An 18,405-nucleotide genomic window follows, 5' to 3' on the forward strand; every position below is an offset into this window, starting at 1 on the left:
AAAAATGCCATAAAACAATACCTTTAGTCTACTCGAATTTCATGATTTTATATGAACTTAATAGACGGGGTAAAAACAGCCGAACTTAAAGTCTCTTCTGAAACCAAGGAGCTCAGTGCCTTTGTCAAGGACAAAAGCAAGTCTTTGGTAGATAGACTCGAAAGTTTTGAGGATATCATCAATATTGAAGTGGGCGATACGTCCATGACCCGAGCCAAATCCTTGGAGCGTGAATTTGATATTCGGCAGCTTTATGTGAAATATGAAGGGGACAATCCTTCGGGCACCCAAAAAGACCGAATTGCTTTTGCCCAGGTATATGACGCGCTCCGCCGTGGGTTCGATACCATTAGCTTGGCTACCTGTGGAAATTATGGCGTGGCGGTGGCTTTGGCTGCTGATTTGGCAGGGCTGGAATGTATTATTGCCATTCCATCCAGCTACCATACCGAGCGCATCAAGGAAATGGAATCTCTTTCGGCCAATATCATGAGGCTCGATGGCAGTTACGAAGATGTTGTAACCAAGGTGAGCGAAATGGCTGTGGAAAATGAGTGGTACGATGCCAATCCGGGTGGAGCCAACACGCCCTTACAGATTGCCTCCTATGCCCAAATCGCCACTGAAATTGTGGACGACCTAGGCGACGCCCCTGAATACTGTGCCGTTCCCGTATCCAACGGAACACTCTTGGCAGGAATCTATCGAGGGTTTGCCAGCCTGTACAAACGAGGAAAAACCTCCAAGATTCCAAAAATGATTGCGGCCTCATCCACCCATAAAAATCCGATTATCCAATCGTTTAAAAAAGGGTTGGACCATTGTCAGGACCTTCAACCCGAAAAAGTAAAAGAGACCAAATACAATGAACCGCTCATCAATTGGCACAGTTTTGATGGAGATGAAGCACTGTATGCCTTGAACCAATCTAATGGGGAAGCTTTCAACATCAGCGATAAAAAAATGCGGGATATGAGCACGCTATTGCTCAAAAAAGAAGGGCTTCGAATACTTCCCGCCTCCACCGCAGGATTGATTGCTCTTTTAGAACTGGATGAAAAAATGAATTTTGAACCCAATCGGTTCGTTGCGGTACTTACCGCCAAAAAATAATGCCTATGAAAAAAATTAATGGAAAAGCCCTTGTCTATTGCGAAGGTGCATTCAATACGCCCAACGGAAAAACGGCCCATGGACTCGTTCGTTTTACCGAACGTTATGAGGTAGTAGGTGTTCTGGACAGCACGTATGCAGGTAAGGATGCTGGCATGGTACTGGATGGAAAGCCTAACGGTATTCCCCTATTTTCAACCATTGAGGACGCTATCCAAACCTTATCCACCAACAATCTAACCCCAGATTATTTGGTCATTGGACTCGCACCAGATGGTGGACGTTTGCCAAAAATTGCCAAGGAAACTATTAAAAAAGCGTTGCTACTGGGCTGGAATGTGGATAGTGGCCTTCACGATTTCCTGACCAACGACCCAGAATTGGTACAACTGGCCAAGGAAAATAACTGTACAATCAGGGATGTTCGGAAAACCCCGGACCGGGATAAGCTTCATTTCTTTACTGGTGATATTGAACAGGTGGATTGTTTAAAATTAGCTGTTTTGGGAACAGATTCCGCTTTGGGCAAACGAACCACTTCGTGGTTTATGGTCCATGGGTTTCGAGATGCCGGATATAAAGCGGAAATGATTGGGACAGGACAAACCGCTTGGATGCAGGGCGCCAAATACAGTATGATCATGGACAGCTGTATCAATGATTTCGTATCGGGAGAGATTGAAAACGCCGTGGTCAGTGCCTATCGCAACGAAAAGCCGGATGTTATTGTCATTGAAGGACAAGGGAGTTTAATGAACCCTGCCTACCCCGGTGGATTTGAGATTTTGGCCGCTGGCCGTCCTGATTATGTTATTCTTCAACATGCCCCAAAACGGTTGGAATATGATGGCTTTCCAGGATACAAAATGCATTCCATACAAGAACAAATCAATGCCATTCAAGTGATTTCTGGGAAAGAAGTAATCGCCATAACTATCAACCATGAAAACATGGAACCGTCTGAAATTCTTCCAGCTTGCAAAGCTTTGGAAGAAGAAACCGGTTTACCCGCTTTTGATGTTTTGGCATATGGTGCCCAAGACCTCATCGATTTGCTTAAAACCAAGATAAAACCATGATTATCACCAATATTGGGTATGAGCGGTTAGATCTAGAGCTTTTGATACCGTATACCATTGCTTATGAGGAAATCTCAAAGGCTACCAATTTTATCCTCAAAATTGAGACCGATGGACATATCGTTGGATTTGGGTGTGCGGCACCTGATTTAACCGTCACCCATGAATCGCCGGAAGATGTTGAGCAAGCTATTCAAAATATAATTATACCCTTTTTAAAGGGAAGGAATCCTTTTATGGTTTCACAGATTTTGGAGGAACTTTCGCATCAATTGTCCCAAAAATCATCAGCATTGGCCATGGTAGATATGGCTCTCTTGGATATTTCCGCCAAGAAAATGCAAGTACCCCTGTATCAATTTTTGGGTGGATATCGCCATGAAATCGCAACTAGTATTACCATTGGAATTCTTCCTTTGGAAGAAACCCTAAAACTGACCGAAGAATATGTATGGCAAGGGTTTTTTATTTTAAAAATAAAGGGAGGGCTTTCCTTGGAAGAGGATATTGAAAAACTGCAAAAAATACGGGAACAGTTCCCCAAAATACAACTTCGGTTTGATGGCAACCAGGGGTATTCGGTTGAAGAGACCGTGACTTTTGATAATGCCGTGAAAGATTTAAACATTGAAATCTTGGAGCAGCCTACAAAACCGTTACTTGACAAGCATCTGGGTGAGGTGAAAAACACGCTTGACCTCCCAATTATGGCAGACGAAAGCCTAAAATCTGTAAAAGACGCCTTCCGATTGGCCAAAAACCAACGGATAGATATGGTGAACATTAAATTGATGAAGGTTGGTGGCATTCGAGAGGGAATGCACGTTAACGCCGTGGCCAAAGCCGCCAATTTGGAGGCTATGGTGGGCTGCTTGGATGAATGTAGCCTAGGTATTTCGGCGGGACTGCACTTTGCCTTGTCTCGACCCAATATTAAATATGCTGACTTAGATGGTCATTTAGAATTTAAAAATGATCCCTTTTCAGACTTGTTTCATTTAAAGAATGGAATCCTCCAGCCCAGCAAAAATTATGGGTTGGGACTTAAAGGTTAGTAATCGGCAATCAATTTTTGCCCTCTTCTTGACTCTTTAGTGAAAATAGCACTCCCAGGGCCAAGGCTACAGCGATAAAAGTCAAGGAAACCCATTCAGGTAGCTCCACATGATGGGACAGTATCAACTTCACCCCAACAAAGAACAAAATAGCGGAAAGGCTGTATTTTAAATATTTGAATCTGGATACCATGTGGCTCAAAAAGAAATAGATGGACCGAAGGCCCATAACCGCCAAAATGTTGGAACTGAACACCAAAAATGTATCCGAAGTAATGCCCAATACAGCTGGGATACTGTCCAAAGCAAAGAGGATGTCTGTAAATTCAATCACCACCAAGGCCAATAACAATGGTGTGGCCATTAAAACGCTGTCTTTACGGATAAAGAATTTTTGCGACTCAATGGTATGCGAAACGGGAATGATCATGTTCACCCATCGAAATACCAGCGAATCTTTGGGGTCAAATACTTTTTGATGGGCCCGCAGAAGCCGCAATGCCGTGAACACTAGAAATCCACCAAAAATATAGGTGATCCAAAAGAATTTTTTGAGCAGGGCCACTCCTAGATAAATGGCACCTATACGAAATAGGATTGCCCCCACTATCCCCCAAAAAAGTACTCTATGCTGATATTTCTCTGGAATGGCAAAAGAGGAGAAAATCACGGCTATCACAAAAATATTGTCCATACTCAAGGACAGTTCTACCAGATACCCTGTTATATATTTAATCGTGGCATTCCACGCGGTAAGGTTATTGGGGTTTCCAATCCATCCATTTTTGTAGATAAAATACACCACAATTGAGAATCCAAGCCCTAAAGCCATCCAAAAGGTACTCCAAACCGTAGCTTCCTTTAGTGAGATTGCATGTGCTTTCTTATTGAGAACACCCAAATCAAAGGCCAATAAAAGAGCAACAGCGGAAATAAAAATTATCCAAACCGTCATTGAAACGTGCTTTTACAACTGAACCACAAAGCTGTAAAAAACCTTTTAACATGCAACGATCATTAGGAAATAATTAAGGAAGCAGTAAGCTATAACTTCCGAGAAAAATCCCTTTCCAAATCCGCTACAATGCAATTAAAAGAACCTGGAAATGGTCAATCGTAAAAAGCTATCGTCAGTAAAGTTTCCAAGAATCAATTCCTCTTCGGCGATGGAGCTAAAAATCCTGCCTTCAACCTCAACCGTCCAATTAGATCCAAAACGTCTTGAAGCTTCCAAACTGAAAATTTTGCTACTGGACTCCAAATCAGATATGCCTCCAATCAAAATTGAAGTATCCTGAATGTCGTTGAAAGCCAACCTGCTCCCAAAAAAGATATCATTTTGTAGGGCATTCAAGGAAAGTTCATCCCTTTCATCATACAGATACTCCCCTAACAAACCTATATCCAAACCATTTCCATCAATGTTACTGAAGGTATATTCCAACCCTGCGACCAAAGCGATAAAATCCTGGGCATCGGCATTCCTATAAATGGATTCGAACTTCCAAAGGAAAGCATCATGGGTGATTTGCAAATCCAATCCGGTTTGATTGATTACGGGATAAAACGGATTGATATTTCCAAACTCATCAAACACAAATAGTGGCTCGCGGCCATTTCCGTAGAAATGGGAAAGCCCTACATCAAAGATTCCAAAGTAGTGCTTCCAGCGCAAGGCAACATCCTGTCGCCATTCTTCGGCGCCGCTTTCATAGCCTATATCATCCTTATCGATAACCACTCCAAACCGCAGTCTTCCTTTCTCACCCGGAAAGGTTCGCTTTCTGTGATAGGGTAGATAGAATACACTGAAAGTACCCAAACCATTGGTTATATAATTGAACTGTACCATGGGCTGCCCCAGTTTTTCCTCTCCGTCAAAGGTTTCCACAGCATCGGTCTGGTTAATGATATCCACCAAATGGTTGCTTTCTGCTACACCCCAATACACTTTTTTGAGGCCAATACTCAACTCCCAATTGTTCTTGGCTTTTTGGTAATACAGCTCCCGAATATCCCAATGGGTACGTTCATCATCACGGTCCAACCTAAAAAAGCCGGTAAAGTTGATACTTTCATACCCATCATTCCATTCCAAAGAATACTCTGGCCTAATTGCTAAGGCCGGATAGTGATCCAACTGATCCGGGAATTGTGCTTCCTCTAAAAAATAGCGGTACTCCGCTTCCAGTTCAAGTTCAAAATCATGTGTAAGAGTGTTATTGGATTCATCTTTTTGCGCCCATAGAAAGCCATGGCTTAAAAGAATTGCCGTTACAATGAAAAAAAAGTTTCGCATGTAAAATAGGGGTAAAGGTTGTTAGAAAAAAACCAGGGCATGGGCAAGCATAGCACACCATTTGTTAGACACAAATACTTGTCAAAAAGAGAGAGTACATGCCCTGGATAACTTATTTGATTAGCTTCCTGCACGTTTTAAGGCCACCTCTGTAAAATCCTCATCGGACAGTTGAGTCCCAAAATCGTATTCGCTAAACTTTAACACGGTTTCCTTATTACTTTGATGGTTGACCATAGTGAAGGTCAATGCCCTCCAAAACTTGTTTTTGTAGAGTTTGTAATCATCATAGGTCAGCGTCTTTAAAAGGGCATCCTTTCTATCGTAAAACTCTATTTTCTCCAATCGATACCCTTTACCCTTGTTGTATGTGGCAATTCTTCGGGTGTATCCTGATTTAGGGTCCACAGGATCCTGCTCCACAATCAACAAATCTCCTTCCTGCTTTAGGAACTTGTACTCATATTTTTCAACCTCTTGTGATGAAAGGTCTTCATAGGCAAATTCGCTCCCCACAAAAGGACCGGATTTGTTGTTGGAAGATATTCGCTTTACCCTTTTAATGGAAGGAAGGTACAACCATTGATCATCTGCCCCCACTTTGTGCGTAAATGTTAAGGTAGCCGTACCTTTTACGTCTTTTGGGCTTTCAAAAACAATGAGGGATTTATCTCCATCCTCTGTCAATTCCAAAGTTTGGGTCGTTAAAAAACGCTCACTGGTCTGCCCATTTTTGTTCTTCAAGGTCATTTTGAGTTCAACCACTGAACTTCCAAAACCTTCGTCCGCCTTTTCAGCTTCTTGAGCCACTTGCAACCCACGTTCTTCAGCAGTTTGTGCCGAAGCTGTGGATAGTGTAAAACCGAAAATCAATATTGAGATATTAGAATTTATTTTCTTCATGATACTATAATTAATTGTGTTTATTATTTATTTATCGAATTGTACTTGTGTCTGGGATTTTTGCGGAATTGTTGCCTTCTCCTTGCTGACCAAGACCAACAGAGCTGGAAGTAGAATAAAATCAATAATCAGCGCAGCTATGATGATAATTACGGTAATCCTTGCCATATAGCTGTTCAGCGCGAATGAGGAAGTGGAAAGAACCACAAAACCGCATAAAAGCACCACGGTAGTGGTCACCAATGCCTTACCTACAGTTTCAAAGGCATAGATGATGGCCGCTCTGGCATCGTATCCCAATTCCCTTCGGGCGCGTAAAAATTTGCTCATAAAGTGAACGGTATCGTCCACAATAATCCCCAACGTCATTCCAAAAACAATGACCATCCCAGTGTTGATGGTTCCTTTCAGGAGGTACCATAGGCCAAATCCAACTAAAACGGGAGCCACATTGGGGATGATGCTCAACAGTCCCAGTTTTACATTCCTCAAGGCAATCATAAGCACCAAGGAAATGAGGAGGAGTGCAATGATATTCCCTTTGAACATACTTTCTGCCTGACGGAAGCCCAGTTTGGAGAACATGAGCGTTGGACTTACCCCAAGGGCATGCATGGGTTCAGGGGTATTGTTTCGCAACCAACTTTCCGCTCTTTCCGCAAAGGCAATCATCTCCGCGCTGGAATTGTTCTGCAAGGTGACGGTCACCCTTGATTCGGATTTATCCACATTGATTTGGTTGTTGAGGTCAAGCCCGAATGGCAACGACAACTCATAGAGCAAAAGGTATTGTGCTGCCTCTTCCCTATCATCCGGCACTTTATAGTAACTTTCGTTATCACCATGCATGGAACGGTTCACCCGTCGTGCCACCTCGCTAAAGGCATTCACGTGGACCACCTCGGGCTGCTTTTCCAACCAATCTTCAAATTCGTTGAGTTTTTGAAGATATTCTGGGTTATTGATACCTCCACTTTCACCACTACCTACCGAAAATTCCACATTGTAGAACCCAGTTAGGTTTTCGTTGATGAAATCACTATCGTTTCTAAACTGTACCGAAGTATCAAAATATTCCACAAACTCGTCATTGAACACATTCTTGGTGGCCAAGAAGGTGAGTATGGCTATGATTCCCACGGAAATCAAGGTGAGTTTTACCGGTTGTCTTACCACGAACATGCCCAATTTGGCATATCCCCCTATTCTTTCTTCTTTCTTTTCTGCCACTTTCTTGGATTTCCAGATAGGGAAAATCGCCATAAGCGCTGGCAAAGTGGTTGTTGAAAACAAGAAGGCCATACACATTCCGAAGGCAACAATGTTCCCCAAGTCCCAAAATGGGGGCACATCTCCATAATTCAGGGTCAAGAATCCAATAACAGTGGTCAAACTTGTGATGAAAACAGGCATGAAATTCAATCGCATGGATTCCACCAAGGCCGCTCTTTTTTCCATGCCATCTTTACGTACTTTTTGGAGGTACGTAATAAGGATATGGATACTATCGGCAACGGCCAAGGTCAATATCATAGTAGGAAAAACGGATGAAGGTGGGGTCAATTTAATCCCGGTCAAACCGATAAAACCTACCGCACTTACAATGGAAAACAGTACCACGATCAAGGTGGCGATGGTTGCAAAGGCGTTGCGTGTCAGTACCAAGGTCACTATAACCACAATCAGCAACATAACCATGGTAAGCATTAGGTCTTTCTGGGATGATTCAAAAAAAGCGGTGTTCAATGGAACCAATCCAGTGGTATACACATCAAAATTTGGATGCTGTTCCTTGAATTTCGAGACCATATCGCGGGTGGCCACGGTTACTTCGGGAATCTCAGCTGCACTGTTTTCCCCAGGGAGACGAACTGTGATATTGATGGCCGTAACACTTCCTGCTTCGTTGATGATTCTATGTATCAACAAAGGTTCTTTCAGGGCTATTTCCCTAATCTCCTTGATTTCGGCCTCTGTCTTGTTTGCTGAATCGTACGAAAGGTCATCCACGTAAAGGTCATCACCATTGGCACTGGTGTGCTGAAAGTTGGTCACGGCATCCACCCTAGAGGAATAGGGTGTGTTCCAAGCCTCAGCGGTCAACTCTTCTATGGCGACCAAATTATCTTTAGTAAAGACATCGCCATTTTTGGGAGCGAGCACAATAATAATATTATCGTCTTTGGTGTACTTTTCCTGAAGTGCATCAAAGGCTTCCAATTCTGGATTGGATTCACTGAAAAACACATGATAATCCCCATCAAACTCCATTTTTCCCTGGGATGCCAGCCCTACGGCCAACAAAACGGTAAGGAGTAGGACCGGCCATCTAAACTTGATGACAAAATTGGCCCAGTTCTTGGCAAATGCATTGGTTGCATTTTTGGCTTTCTTGATTGCGTTCATTTATTTCTAGGTTTAGTTTAATTGTTTGTTGTTTTTATTTAGACAATTTCGGTTTGTTGTATGTGACGTATTTTTAATTAATAACTGACTGGTCAACTATTAATTAATGATTAGTTAACTTTAATTTAATTGACCAGTCAACTAGTATTTTGGTTAAAAAAAAATTATTTGAACATTATTTTTTGCACCATATTCATGTAATTATCTATGGGATAACTACTCTGCAATTCCTTCATGGTGGTCATTACCCCTTTACCTGCATCCTCGAAGAAGGCAACCATATCGGCAGCATTAAGACTATCATTCACTTCTCCCTGTGCCTGTCCCTCTTCCACTACCTTCACAAGAAGCTCTTGAACCAACTGTTCCTTGACCACAATTGCTTTTCTTATTTTTTCACTGTGCTCAGCCATTTCAGTGCCAATATTACAGGCCAAACATCCCATTTTACAATCAAGCTCATTTTTTAACTTGGACACCCGTTGCTGGTGAAAACCCAAAAGGCGTTCTTTTGGAGACTTTGATGTATCCGAAAGCAATTCCTTTAACGGTTCCATGCAGGTTTCAAAATAGGTTTCAATAGCCTTTACGGTAAAGTCTTCCTTGCTTTCAAAATAAAAATAAAAGGAGCCTTTGGGAACATCAGCAGCTTTAACAATATCATTGACACTGGTGGCATTGTACCCTTTGGACCATAGAATTTCCATCCCCTTTTCAATAAGGATGTCACTCTTAATTTCTCCTTTTAACGTTTTCTGCTCCATAAGATGAAGTGCAAATATATGACCAGTCGTCTAGTATGCAAAAGAAGTGGGGAAATTTAACATTCTTTATGGTTTTTCATCTTCTTTCCCAATCCTTATAAAGTGGGGAAGCTACCCTCTATTTGGCGTAGATTCAATATTTCCTCAAGAAACTTTTGGGATTCCAATTGAACTGCAGGAAGATCTTTTGAGGTAATGTCCGATGTCATTACATGATCTCCCACATCCGGAAAGGCCTTTTTTCTTTTTTGATCTTCCGAAGTACCCAATTGTTCATACATGTCCAACATAGCCGGCACTGATACCACCTTATCCTGAATGGAATCGTTCCGGTAAAAATATCCCATAAAAACAGGTTGCTTCACTTTCTGGAAGGTCTCTGGCACCATAGTGTTGTCAACCAACGCCTGTAAATGGGTCAAGGCCTCTACCCGGTACTTGGTTGTCCAGTATTTTTGCTTTTCAGCACTGGCTTCAAATTCATGATAGTCGCTTTTTTTAACTGCCTTAGCCAATTGTAGGCCCCAATGGCCGGTCAACAGTTTGGCATTTTTGTCATAAATCTCAATATTGGGTGAGTACAACAAGAGGGCCGCGACATCAGGGTCTCCACCTGCCAAGTGCAGGGCCAATGTACCGCCCGTTGAGGTAGCCATTACAATTACTTTATTCCCCAATTGTTTGGCCACGGCGATGGCTTCCTTCGCTGAATCCAAAACCTCATCTGCGGTCAAATCCAGCATGGCTTCCTTTTCTTCCAAGCCATGACCCGCCAATCTTGGAAGGTATAAATTGCAGCCATATTGTTTTGCAATGGTCTCGTGAAGTGGAAAACCTTCCATCCTACTGGCAGACCATCCGTGCAAATACACAATGCTGTACTCGGTTTTGGAAGGAATGCTATCAAACCATATAATTTCAGCTCCGTTATCCGGCTTAATATTGGTAAAAACTGCCTCTTTTTCGTTGATCCATTTCTCTAATTGGACCAAATCTGATGGAACTTGTGGCAAAGCAGTATCCATACTGGGTTTCTCCACTTGTGGACCCAATAGGTAAACCAGTGCCAAAACAGCCAACACTAGCAATAGACCTTTTCCAATTTTGAGTATCAACTTCATAATATTTTTTATCGGTTTACTGTGTTACAGCTTTTTTACGGACTGCCATAAATATACTACTTTAGAGCCATGCACTATTGACTTTATATGACACAATTAAAAGCACTTCTCAAAGTCCTTGGTCCTGGTTTGCTTTTTGCCAGTATGGCCATTGGGACTTCCCATTTGGTACTGTCCACCAAGGCAGGGGCTCAATACGGATGGATTATGGTCATTCCCATTGTATTGGCAAATCTGTTGAAGTACCCCTTTTTTGAATTTGGGGTGCGATATACCACTGTCACTGAAAAAAGTTTGATACAAGGGTATCTGAATTTGGGGAAAACATACTTGTGGATCTATGCTTTTGTAACCTTGATCTCCACATTTACCATCTTGGCCGCTCTATATGTGGTCACCGCAGGGCTTTTTATGAACCTTTTCCAAATTTCGAGCATGGGTGCAGGTGGAGTAGCACTGTGTCTTTTTGTTTTTATCAGCTTGTTGCTCATTATTGGAAAATATCGTTTTTTGGAAAACTCGTTAAAAGCCGTCATCACCATATTATTTGTGGCACTTTTGGTGACCACGGTATTGGTGATTCAAAAAGGTCCCGTACCCGATGCAGCATCGTACCAACGACCAGAGATTTTCAATGAAGTCGGTATTCTTTTTTTGATCGGACTTATTGGTTGGATGCCCACCGCAGTTGAAGCTTCGGGTTGGGTAAGCATGTGGAGCATAGAAAATTTAAAGACCATGAAGGAAAAGCCTTCCTTAAAATTGGCTTTACAGGAATTTAATGTAGGGTATTTTTTAACGGCAATCTTAGCTATTTTCTTTTTGATCATTGGGTGGCTGACGCTCTACGGTACAGGAACCGAACTCAGCGGAAGTGCGGTGGTGTTTGCCGACCAACTGGTTACCCTATTTACAGTACATATTGGGGATTGGGCCTATTTTTTCATAGCTGTGGCGGCCTTTGCCACCATGTTCAGTACCTGTATGACCGCCCATGATGCTGTATCACGGGTAAGTTTGGACGTGCTAGAAAAGCTATTTCCTAAAAAAACGTCCTTTAAAAGTAAAAACGCTTTTGCCATAACAGTACTTTTTATGGCGGTAATCAACTGGTTGGTCATCACCCTTTTTAGCGCCAATATGGCCAATCTGGTTGGTCTGGCCACCTTTGTTTCGTTTGTATTGGCACCTTTATTGGGTTGGATGAACCTTAAAACGGTTATGGGCAAGGATATTCCCCAAGCCTATAAGCCAAAAATTGGGTTACAGATCCTCACTTGGTGCGGCATGGTCTTCCTCTCGCTGTTTGCTTTATATTATTGTTGGATGATTTGGAGCTAGTTCCAATTAGTCAAAAAGAATATTGTCATTGAGAACGACAACTAAGGATCTTTGATTTTGTTGATGTAGCATTTCCAAACAGTAAACGCCGTTGGTGCAATTGTTCAGAATTTTTTCCTCTCCATATCCAACAGAGTAAAGGATATTGGAAGCAGGAACACCCTGATTGATCAAATATTGTTTTATGGCATCAGAGCGACTCTGGGTCAACCTAAAGTTGGTTGAACTCCCCCCCCTACTATCGGTATAGGTCTCTATCCGAAGCTGTGCTGACGGAAAGCCTTTTACAAAAGCTACCACCTTGTTCAACTCAGCTTCAATTTCTGGTGTCAGTTGCGTACGATTGTTCCCAAAAAGGAATTTTTTCATTTTTACGACCATTTGGTCTTCTTTTTCTTCCACCAAATCATCATAAAAAGAAATGCCTATATCAAAATCCAAGGTTTCCTTTCCTTCAAAATCACTTTTGGAAAACCGCTTGGTAAACTGGGAGTACCGCTCTTTGGTGGACTCCAAGACCACTTCTTCCTCCCAAGGGATTTCCACCCTATAATTGCCTTCGTCATCCGAATAGGTCTCGGTCAAAAGTTCACCGTTTACATTCCACAATCGAACAGCAGCCTTGTCCACAACTTTGGAAACATCATACGACTTAACAACCTTTCCCCTCAAGGTGATTGTTTTTAAGCCGGGTTTCTCATCCACTTTAAACCCATATACATCATCTTTACCCTTTCCTCCGGCCCTATTGGAAGCAAAATACCCCAACAAGCCCTCACCTTCATTCCGCATAATCAATCCAAAATCATCCTCGGTGGAATTGATGCCCCTTCCTAGATTAATGGGAATACTGAAGTCCTCCCCTTCCATATTGGATTTATACACATCCATTCCCCCAAAACCATAGAAGACATCTGAAGAAAAGTAAAAACTGCCCTCAAAGATAAAGGGTGCTATCTCATTCCCCGGTGAATTTATTCGGGGCCCCAAATTAATGGGAGCCGACATCACCTGACCGTTATTGGTGTACACATAGTAAATATCGGTGCCACCATAACCGTCCTCAAAATTGGCCGAGAAATACAATTTTCCACTGCGCTCATCATAAAAAGGATAATAAAACGATGTACTCAGGTCCTTCAACAACAACTGAAATGAACCTCCAACCACCTGTTTCCCGATAGCCAAGGCATTTTTTCCGTTTGCATCGAAAGCCAGTTCTCCATCCTCTGTATTGGACAGCACATAAAAAATACTTTCGAGACCTTCAGAATAATACGGTGTGGCCTTATGGTATTTGGAGCTTGGAACCTCTCCAAAGGGTTGAATATCTGAAATTTGCCCATCGGGTTGAACAAAGGCCCCATAAATATTGAAATAATCTTCGTTGCCTGGTTCGTAGCGATTCCCTTTCTGCTGTAATCGACCACTGGTGAACAAAAGCTGGTCTTTGTAAAACGAGGGTGCAAAATCGGTCTGGGGACTATTGCCAGCCAAGTTGAAAATCTGATAATCCAAACCAGAATCTGCGGCATTGTTTTGCATCAATTGCTGGTTAAACTCCATATTCTCCATGAGTTCCTTTGGAAAACTGGACGACATTGTGGATAAAAAGGCATTCTTTCTCTCAGTGTCTGAGGTCTTTGAAATGCTCTGCAACATTTTATTGAAATGGTGCTCACCCATTAAAGTGTCCTTTTTGTAAAGCTCCAAATAGGCTTCCGAAGCCTTTTCAAAATGGTTGGCCTCAAAATACGAGTCGGCCAAATTCAAGAATTGTTGTTCGGAAAGCACCCCTTCCATCATTTGAGCTTCATACGCAGCAATGGCTTGCTGGTATTTGTATTGAAAAAAGAAATCGTCTCCTTTGGACTTTTTCTGACCAAAGCAGAAAACCACACCCAAAAGGGTTGCCAAAAACACTAGCCGAATTTGTTTTGCTTTGTTCATCTTAGAAAAATCTTGGGGAATCTATCTGTTTTCCTTTACTGTTCGTTTTCTTGTTTTTATTTCTTGTTTTAGAGCCTCCAGAACCAAAACCACCACGACCAATATAAAATTTTAATATGGCCTCATGTGAGCCTCCGCTGTACTCTCCCAATAAATTGGTGTTGTAATCGTAAGAATAGCCAATGAACATGGCATTGGATATCTGAAAACCGGCCAAACCACTCACCGCATTATCAAAACGGTATGAAGCTCCCACAGTTAGCGCATCAATAAACTGGAAATTGGCCGATAGGTTCACATTTACCGGGGCTCCTTGTAGGTAATTTACCAAAAAAGCGGGTTTAAACTTGGTCTGATCCGAAATCTGAAATACATACCCTCCAATCACATTGAACTGCATATTGTCTTCCACAATGGTGGCCACTTCATCATTATAAAGGGCATTGGTTAAAAAATTGGGCACCGAAAGTCCCAAATACCAATCCTCTTCATGGTACATAAAAAGTCCAGCCCCCACCGTGGGGTAGAAGTTGGTGTATTCTCCACCGATAACAGATGGGTCAGAAGGATTATTAACCGTACCCTTGGAGTAATCAATATTTAGGGAAGATCCTCCCGCATTAAGCCCGAATGATAACTTTGTTTCCTCGGAAAGCTGTATTTGGTAGGAATAGGCCACATCAAAATAGGTTTGTGTGGAAGGGCCCAATTGGTCACTCACAATATTGATTCCCAATCCCATTTTTTCATTGCTGAAAGGAATGTTTGCCCCTGCCCTAATGGTGGTTGGCGCACCCTCAATATCCACCCACTGTGCTCTATACAAACCTATGATCTCCGGACTCTCCACGGTACCCGAATAGGCCGCATTAAAGCTTCCGATGTTGTACATATATTGGGTGTATTGGGGTTCTTTTTGGGCATGCGAAATACCTACGACCACAAGAAGCACCACGAGAACAATTTTATATTTTGACAAACCTATTATATCTGGCATTTTAGTTGTTCCTTACAATTTGAATCCAACCTTTTACTACTTCCGAACCATCTCCATTGAGGTCCAAAATATAGAAATAGGTTCCTTTGGGCAAATCGCCATTCTTTCCTGTCCCATCCCATGAACTATTATAGCCATCCATTTGGAAGACACTGTTTCCATAGCGATCAAAAACTTCAAAACTATTATTTGAAAATTGCTCATGTCCCACCAATATCAATCTGTCATTTTTACCATCTCCATTGGGTGAAAATATATTACAAATGGTTCCCACATCTTCGCATGCACTTCTATTCACCTGAACAGAGACGGTAGCCGTATTGTTTGATGCAACTCCATCTGTTGGGAAAGAAGAAGTAATTGTTGCGGTGTTCTGAACTGATCCAGCAGTATTTGCATTCACAGTGATATCCAAGGTGGCGGTTTGGTCATCAGTTGTGAACTCATCAATGGACCATTCTCCCGTAACTGGATCATATGTTCCCATTGATGCCTGATGCGAAACATATCCAAAAGCATCATCCAATATATCGGTCACAACAATATCCAAGACCCTTGTCATATCCACATTTTCCAAAGTAATGGTAAACGTAATTTGTTCTCCCAAAAGCGGCTCACTTTCATTTACATCCTTTGTAATGGCCAAATCAATATCCATTGGGTTACAATCGGGTGTCAAGAAAGGATCACAAGCATCCAAGGGGTCTGTGGCATTTTCAGGAACTGCAGTGGTACTGGGGTCGTCCACCACCAATACTTCTTCGCCATCAGTTAACCCATCGCCATCCGTATCTGGGTTATTGATGTTGGTACCCAACGTATTTTCCTCGGCATCGGTAAGTCCATCACCGTCCGTATCCACATTGCAAGCACTAACAGTTATGGTGACTTGCGCTGTATCAGTGGTACAGGGCGCTACAGCTCCTGTTGTGGTATATTCAAATACATAATCTCCCACTGGCAAACCGTCAAAATCAACAACATTATCGGTACCAATAGTCAATGTTCCCCCCGATGGGTCGGTAACAATGGCCCAGGTTCCAGCATCTGCACCGGTCAAAGTATTATCCAAATCTACAGTATTGGGGCCTCCATTGCCCACCATATTGCAAGCCACCGTATCGGTAGGTGTTCCTGCAGAAGGCGTGTCATTTATAGTAGCTACTACTTCCACCCGTTCAGATGCACAACCGCTCGCCGAAGCTTGCACATAATAAGAAGTAGTGGTTGCAATGGAAGGTGTAATAAACGTATTCCCTGTTGCCAAAGCGGTTCCACCCGTTGGGGCGGCATACCAATTTAAAACTCCATTGCTAGCTGTCGCCGACAGGGTCAATGTGCCTTCACCACACCGCTCGTCGCCTTCCGTATTGGTAATGGTTGGGGTCGGAAAAAGCTCCAAGGTAACCGTAAGTACCGGACTGGCACAACCATTTACGGCATCATAAAAGAACCCAAAATAGGATGCTGGATTATTGACCATACCACTTCGGTGTTGATCGGTTTGTAAAGGATCAGGGTCGGTACTCCAGGTCAAGACACTACCTGCAGGTGCTGTATTGGTCACATATAAATCTAGATTTGCCGACACTTCGTCACAAAAAACTGTAGGTTGACTTGAATCCAAGGCTGGAGCCGTATCCCCTGCATCGCAAGGAAGAGAACAGTCTTGCACCGTGACCGTTAGGTCCACACTTTGGTTGGTACACGGTGCTGTGGCGCCAGTTGTAGTATAGGTAAAAACGTAAGCTCCTTCGGGTTGACCATCAAAATCAACACTATTATCACCATTGATAACAATTGACGAACCGACTTGTGATGAGGTCAATGCCCATGTTCCCAGATCGGCCCCTATCAACGTATTATCCAAAAGCAATATGCTGACCCCATCACCAGAATTACTACATCTGGAAACATTAGTAGCCGTTCCCGGCTCTGGAGTTGTATTTAGCGTTAATGTGATTTCCAAGGTTGGACTTGCGCAATTATTTGTTGCATCATAGAAAAATCCATAATAGGTTCCTGGAGCCGTGGCGGTATTACCACCTAAGAAATCCCCTGTTACGGAAGTATCCGAATTGGTACTCCAGCGCAGCATGGTACCCGCAGGTTCCACACTTGAGGTGTATAAATTTAAATCTTGGTTCACTACATCACAAAAAGTCGTAGGTGTGCTGTTGGCCACAGGGGCTGTAGTACCGGCAAAGCAGGTTTCCTTAACAGCGGTATCCGTAACATCAGGGCCATCGCCATTGGCATTCGACAAGGTTACACTCAGTGTAACAGTACCATTGGAAAGTCCGCTTAAATCAATTCCTGTTATTTGGTCTGTAGCCGTTGTTATCGTACCACTGCCGAGAACAGGAGTGCCACCACCAGTACTTGTAAAGGTATAGTCGTAGTCTGCATCAACTTCCGCCCCTGCAAAGGTGAAACTTACTGTATTTTCGTTGGTTTCATTTATTGGATTCTGATCTATGCTCACAGAATAGCCTGAAGGAAGGGTGGTAAGCTTGGTAGCCGTATCAGTGGTTTCCGGCCCTTCGGTACCCAAAACATTGGATACAGTTACTGCAAGAGTAATAATACCATCGGGCAAGCTGCTTACATCTATATTGGTAACGGTCCTATTTGCGGTAAGTACAAATCCTGTTCCAGTTACAGTTGTTGCACCACCGTCGCCATCGCTAGAAAATGTGTAATCAAAGGAGGTTAAAAAAGTAGGCGCACCAGAAAAAGAAAAACTTACCGCGCTCTGGTTGGCCGCATTAATAGGGTCTTGGTTTATAATGACTGTATATCCAGAAGGTTGTACATCATCATCGCTAGCTATAGTCACAGTTGCATTGTCTGGAGTTCCCACTATGTAACCAGCACCTGCATCAAGGGTGACTATGACCGTTTCGTCCAATTCTGTAAGCCCATCATCAATGGGCGTTACCAAAATTGTGGCGGCCTGTTGTCCATTGGGTATGTTGACACTTCCTGAAAGTGCATTGTAATCATCGCCAGGAGTCGCATCTCCTGTAACCGTATATCCAACAGTAATTGGAGACCCTGTACCATTTGTTGCGCCAAGGTTTACAGTAAACTGACCTGTGTTAACCGGACTCTCAGCTGCTGCGGAATCATTGGCTGTTATGGTGGCTACAGCAGTATCCTCGCTTTCTATGGTGACCGTGTCACTGGCCGGTGCGCCCACAGTGTAGCCCGTGCCGGCTGCAAGGGTAACCGTGACCGTCTCGTCCGCCTCGACATCTCCATCGTCTATCGGGGTGATCGTTATCGTAGCCTGGTCAGACCCATCGGGGATGGCAACGCTCGTGCCGATGCCCGTGTAATCGCTCCCGGAGGTCGCATCGCCGCCAACCGTGAAG

13 protein-coding genes are annotated in these 18,405 nt (G+C 43.0%); 4 read left to right on the forward strand and 9 right to left on the reverse strand.

Annotated features, from left to right (window positions below):
* Positions 1-51: 51 nt before the first annotated feature.
* From J0X14_RS10940 to J0X14_RS10950, 3 genes are read left to right on the forward strand one after another with little or no spacing between them, the layout of a single operon-like run.
* Positions 52-1,113 (forward strand): pyridoxal-phosphate dependent enzyme, encoded by a 1,062-nt coding sequence (locus tag J0X14_RS10940; protein WP_207097817.1) that lies wholly within the window; start codon positions 52-54, stop codon positions 1,111-1,113.
* A 5-nt stretch (positions 1,114-1,118) separates the two neighbouring features.
* Positions 1,119-2,192: a DUF1611 domain-containing protein gene (locus tag J0X14_RS10945; RefSeq protein ID WP_207097818.1), complete on the forward strand. Its 1,074-nt coding sequence runs from the start codon at positions 1,119-1,121 to the stop codon at positions 2,190-2,192.
* Entirely contained in the window at positions 2,189-3,247 is a 1,059-nt protein-coding gene (locus tag J0X14_RS10950; RefSeq protein WP_207097819.1) for a mandelate racemase/muconate lactonizing enzyme family protein, read from the forward strand. The genes J0X14_RS10945 and J0X14_RS10950 overlap by 4 nt, the downstream gene beginning before the upstream one ends.
* A gap of 10 nt (positions 3,248-3,257) precedes the next feature.
* On the opposite strand, the gene J0X14_RS10955 is transcribed toward J0X14_RS10950, so the two are convergent.
* The 6 genes from J0X14_RS10955 to J0X14_RS10980 all read right to left on the reverse strand — a co-directional run bounded on the left by J0X14_RS10955 (position 3,258) and on the right by J0X14_RS10980 (position 10,740).
* Complete coding sequence (locus J0X14_RS10955; RefSeq protein ID WP_207097820.1) at positions 3,258-4,202, reverse strand: TerC/Alx family metal homeostasis membrane protein; 945 nt, start codon at positions 4,200-4,202, stop codon at positions 3,258-3,260.
* A 135-nt stretch (positions 4,203-4,337) separates the two neighbouring features.
* Positions 4,338-5,546: a hypothetical protein gene (locus J0X14_RS10960; protein WP_207097821.1), complete on the reverse strand. Its 1,209-nt coding sequence runs from the start codon at positions 5,544-5,546 to the stop codon at positions 4,338-4,340.
* Positions 5,547-5,666: 120 nt separating this feature from the next.
* A complete protein-coding gene (locus tag J0X14_RS10965) occupies positions 5,667-6,449 on the reverse strand; it encodes an outer membrane lipoprotein-sorting protein (protein ID WP_207097822.1) in 783 nt (260 codons plus the stop codon).
* A 27-nt stretch (positions 6,450-6,476) separates the two neighbouring features.
* Positions 6,477-8,855 (reverse strand): efflux RND transporter permease subunit, encoded by a 2,379-nt coding sequence (locus J0X14_RS10970; protein ID WP_207097823.1) that lies wholly within the window; start codon positions 8,853-8,855, stop codon positions 6,477-6,479.
* Between the two features lie 164 nt (positions 8,856-9,019).
* Positions 9,020-9,619: a TetR/AcrR family transcriptional regulator gene (locus tag J0X14_RS10975; protein WP_207097824.1), complete on the reverse strand. Its 600-nt coding sequence runs from the start codon at positions 9,617-9,619 to the stop codon at positions 9,020-9,022.
* Positions 9,620-9,714: 95 nt separating this feature from the next.
* Positions 9,715-10,740: an alpha/beta hydrolase gene (locus J0X14_RS10980; protein WP_207097825.1), complete on the reverse strand. Its 1,026-nt coding sequence runs from the start codon at positions 10,738-10,740 to the stop codon at positions 9,715-9,717.
* Positions 10,741-10,827: 87 nt separating this feature from the next.
* Between J0X14_RS10980 and J0X14_RS10985 the strand changes: the two genes are divergently transcribed.
* On the forward strand, positions 10,828-12,081 hold the full coding sequence (locus J0X14_RS10985) for an NRAMP family divalent metal transporter (RefSeq protein WP_207097826.1): 1,254 nt from the start codon (positions 10,828-10,830) through the stop codon (positions 12,079-12,081).
* A gap of 6 nt (positions 12,082-12,087) precedes the next feature.
* On the opposite strand, the gene J0X14_RS10990 is transcribed toward J0X14_RS10985, so the two are convergent.
* The 3 genes from J0X14_RS10990 to J0X14_RS11000 all read right to left on the reverse strand — a co-directional run.
* On the reverse strand, positions 12,088-14,031 hold the full coding sequence (locus J0X14_RS10990) for an OmpA family protein (protein WP_207097827.1): 1,944 nt from the start codon (positions 14,029-14,031) through the stop codon (positions 12,088-12,090).
* Between the two features lies 1 nt (position 14,032).
* Entirely contained in the window at positions 14,033-15,028 is a 996-nt protein-coding gene (locus J0X14_RS10995; RefSeq protein WP_207097828.1) for a type IX secretion system membrane protein PorP/SprF, read from the reverse strand.
* A 1-nt stretch (position 15,029) separates the two neighbouring features.
* The coding region (locus J0X14_RS11000) for a gliding motility-associated C-terminal domain-containing protein (RefSeq protein WP_207097829.1) at positions 15,030-18,405 on the reverse strand (3,376 nt) is incomplete at its 5' end.

Source organism: Allomuricauda sp. CAU 1633, from assembly GCF_017313225.1.
GTDB lineage: Bacteria > Bacteroidota > Bacteroidia > Flavobacteriales > Flavobacteriaceae > Flagellimonas.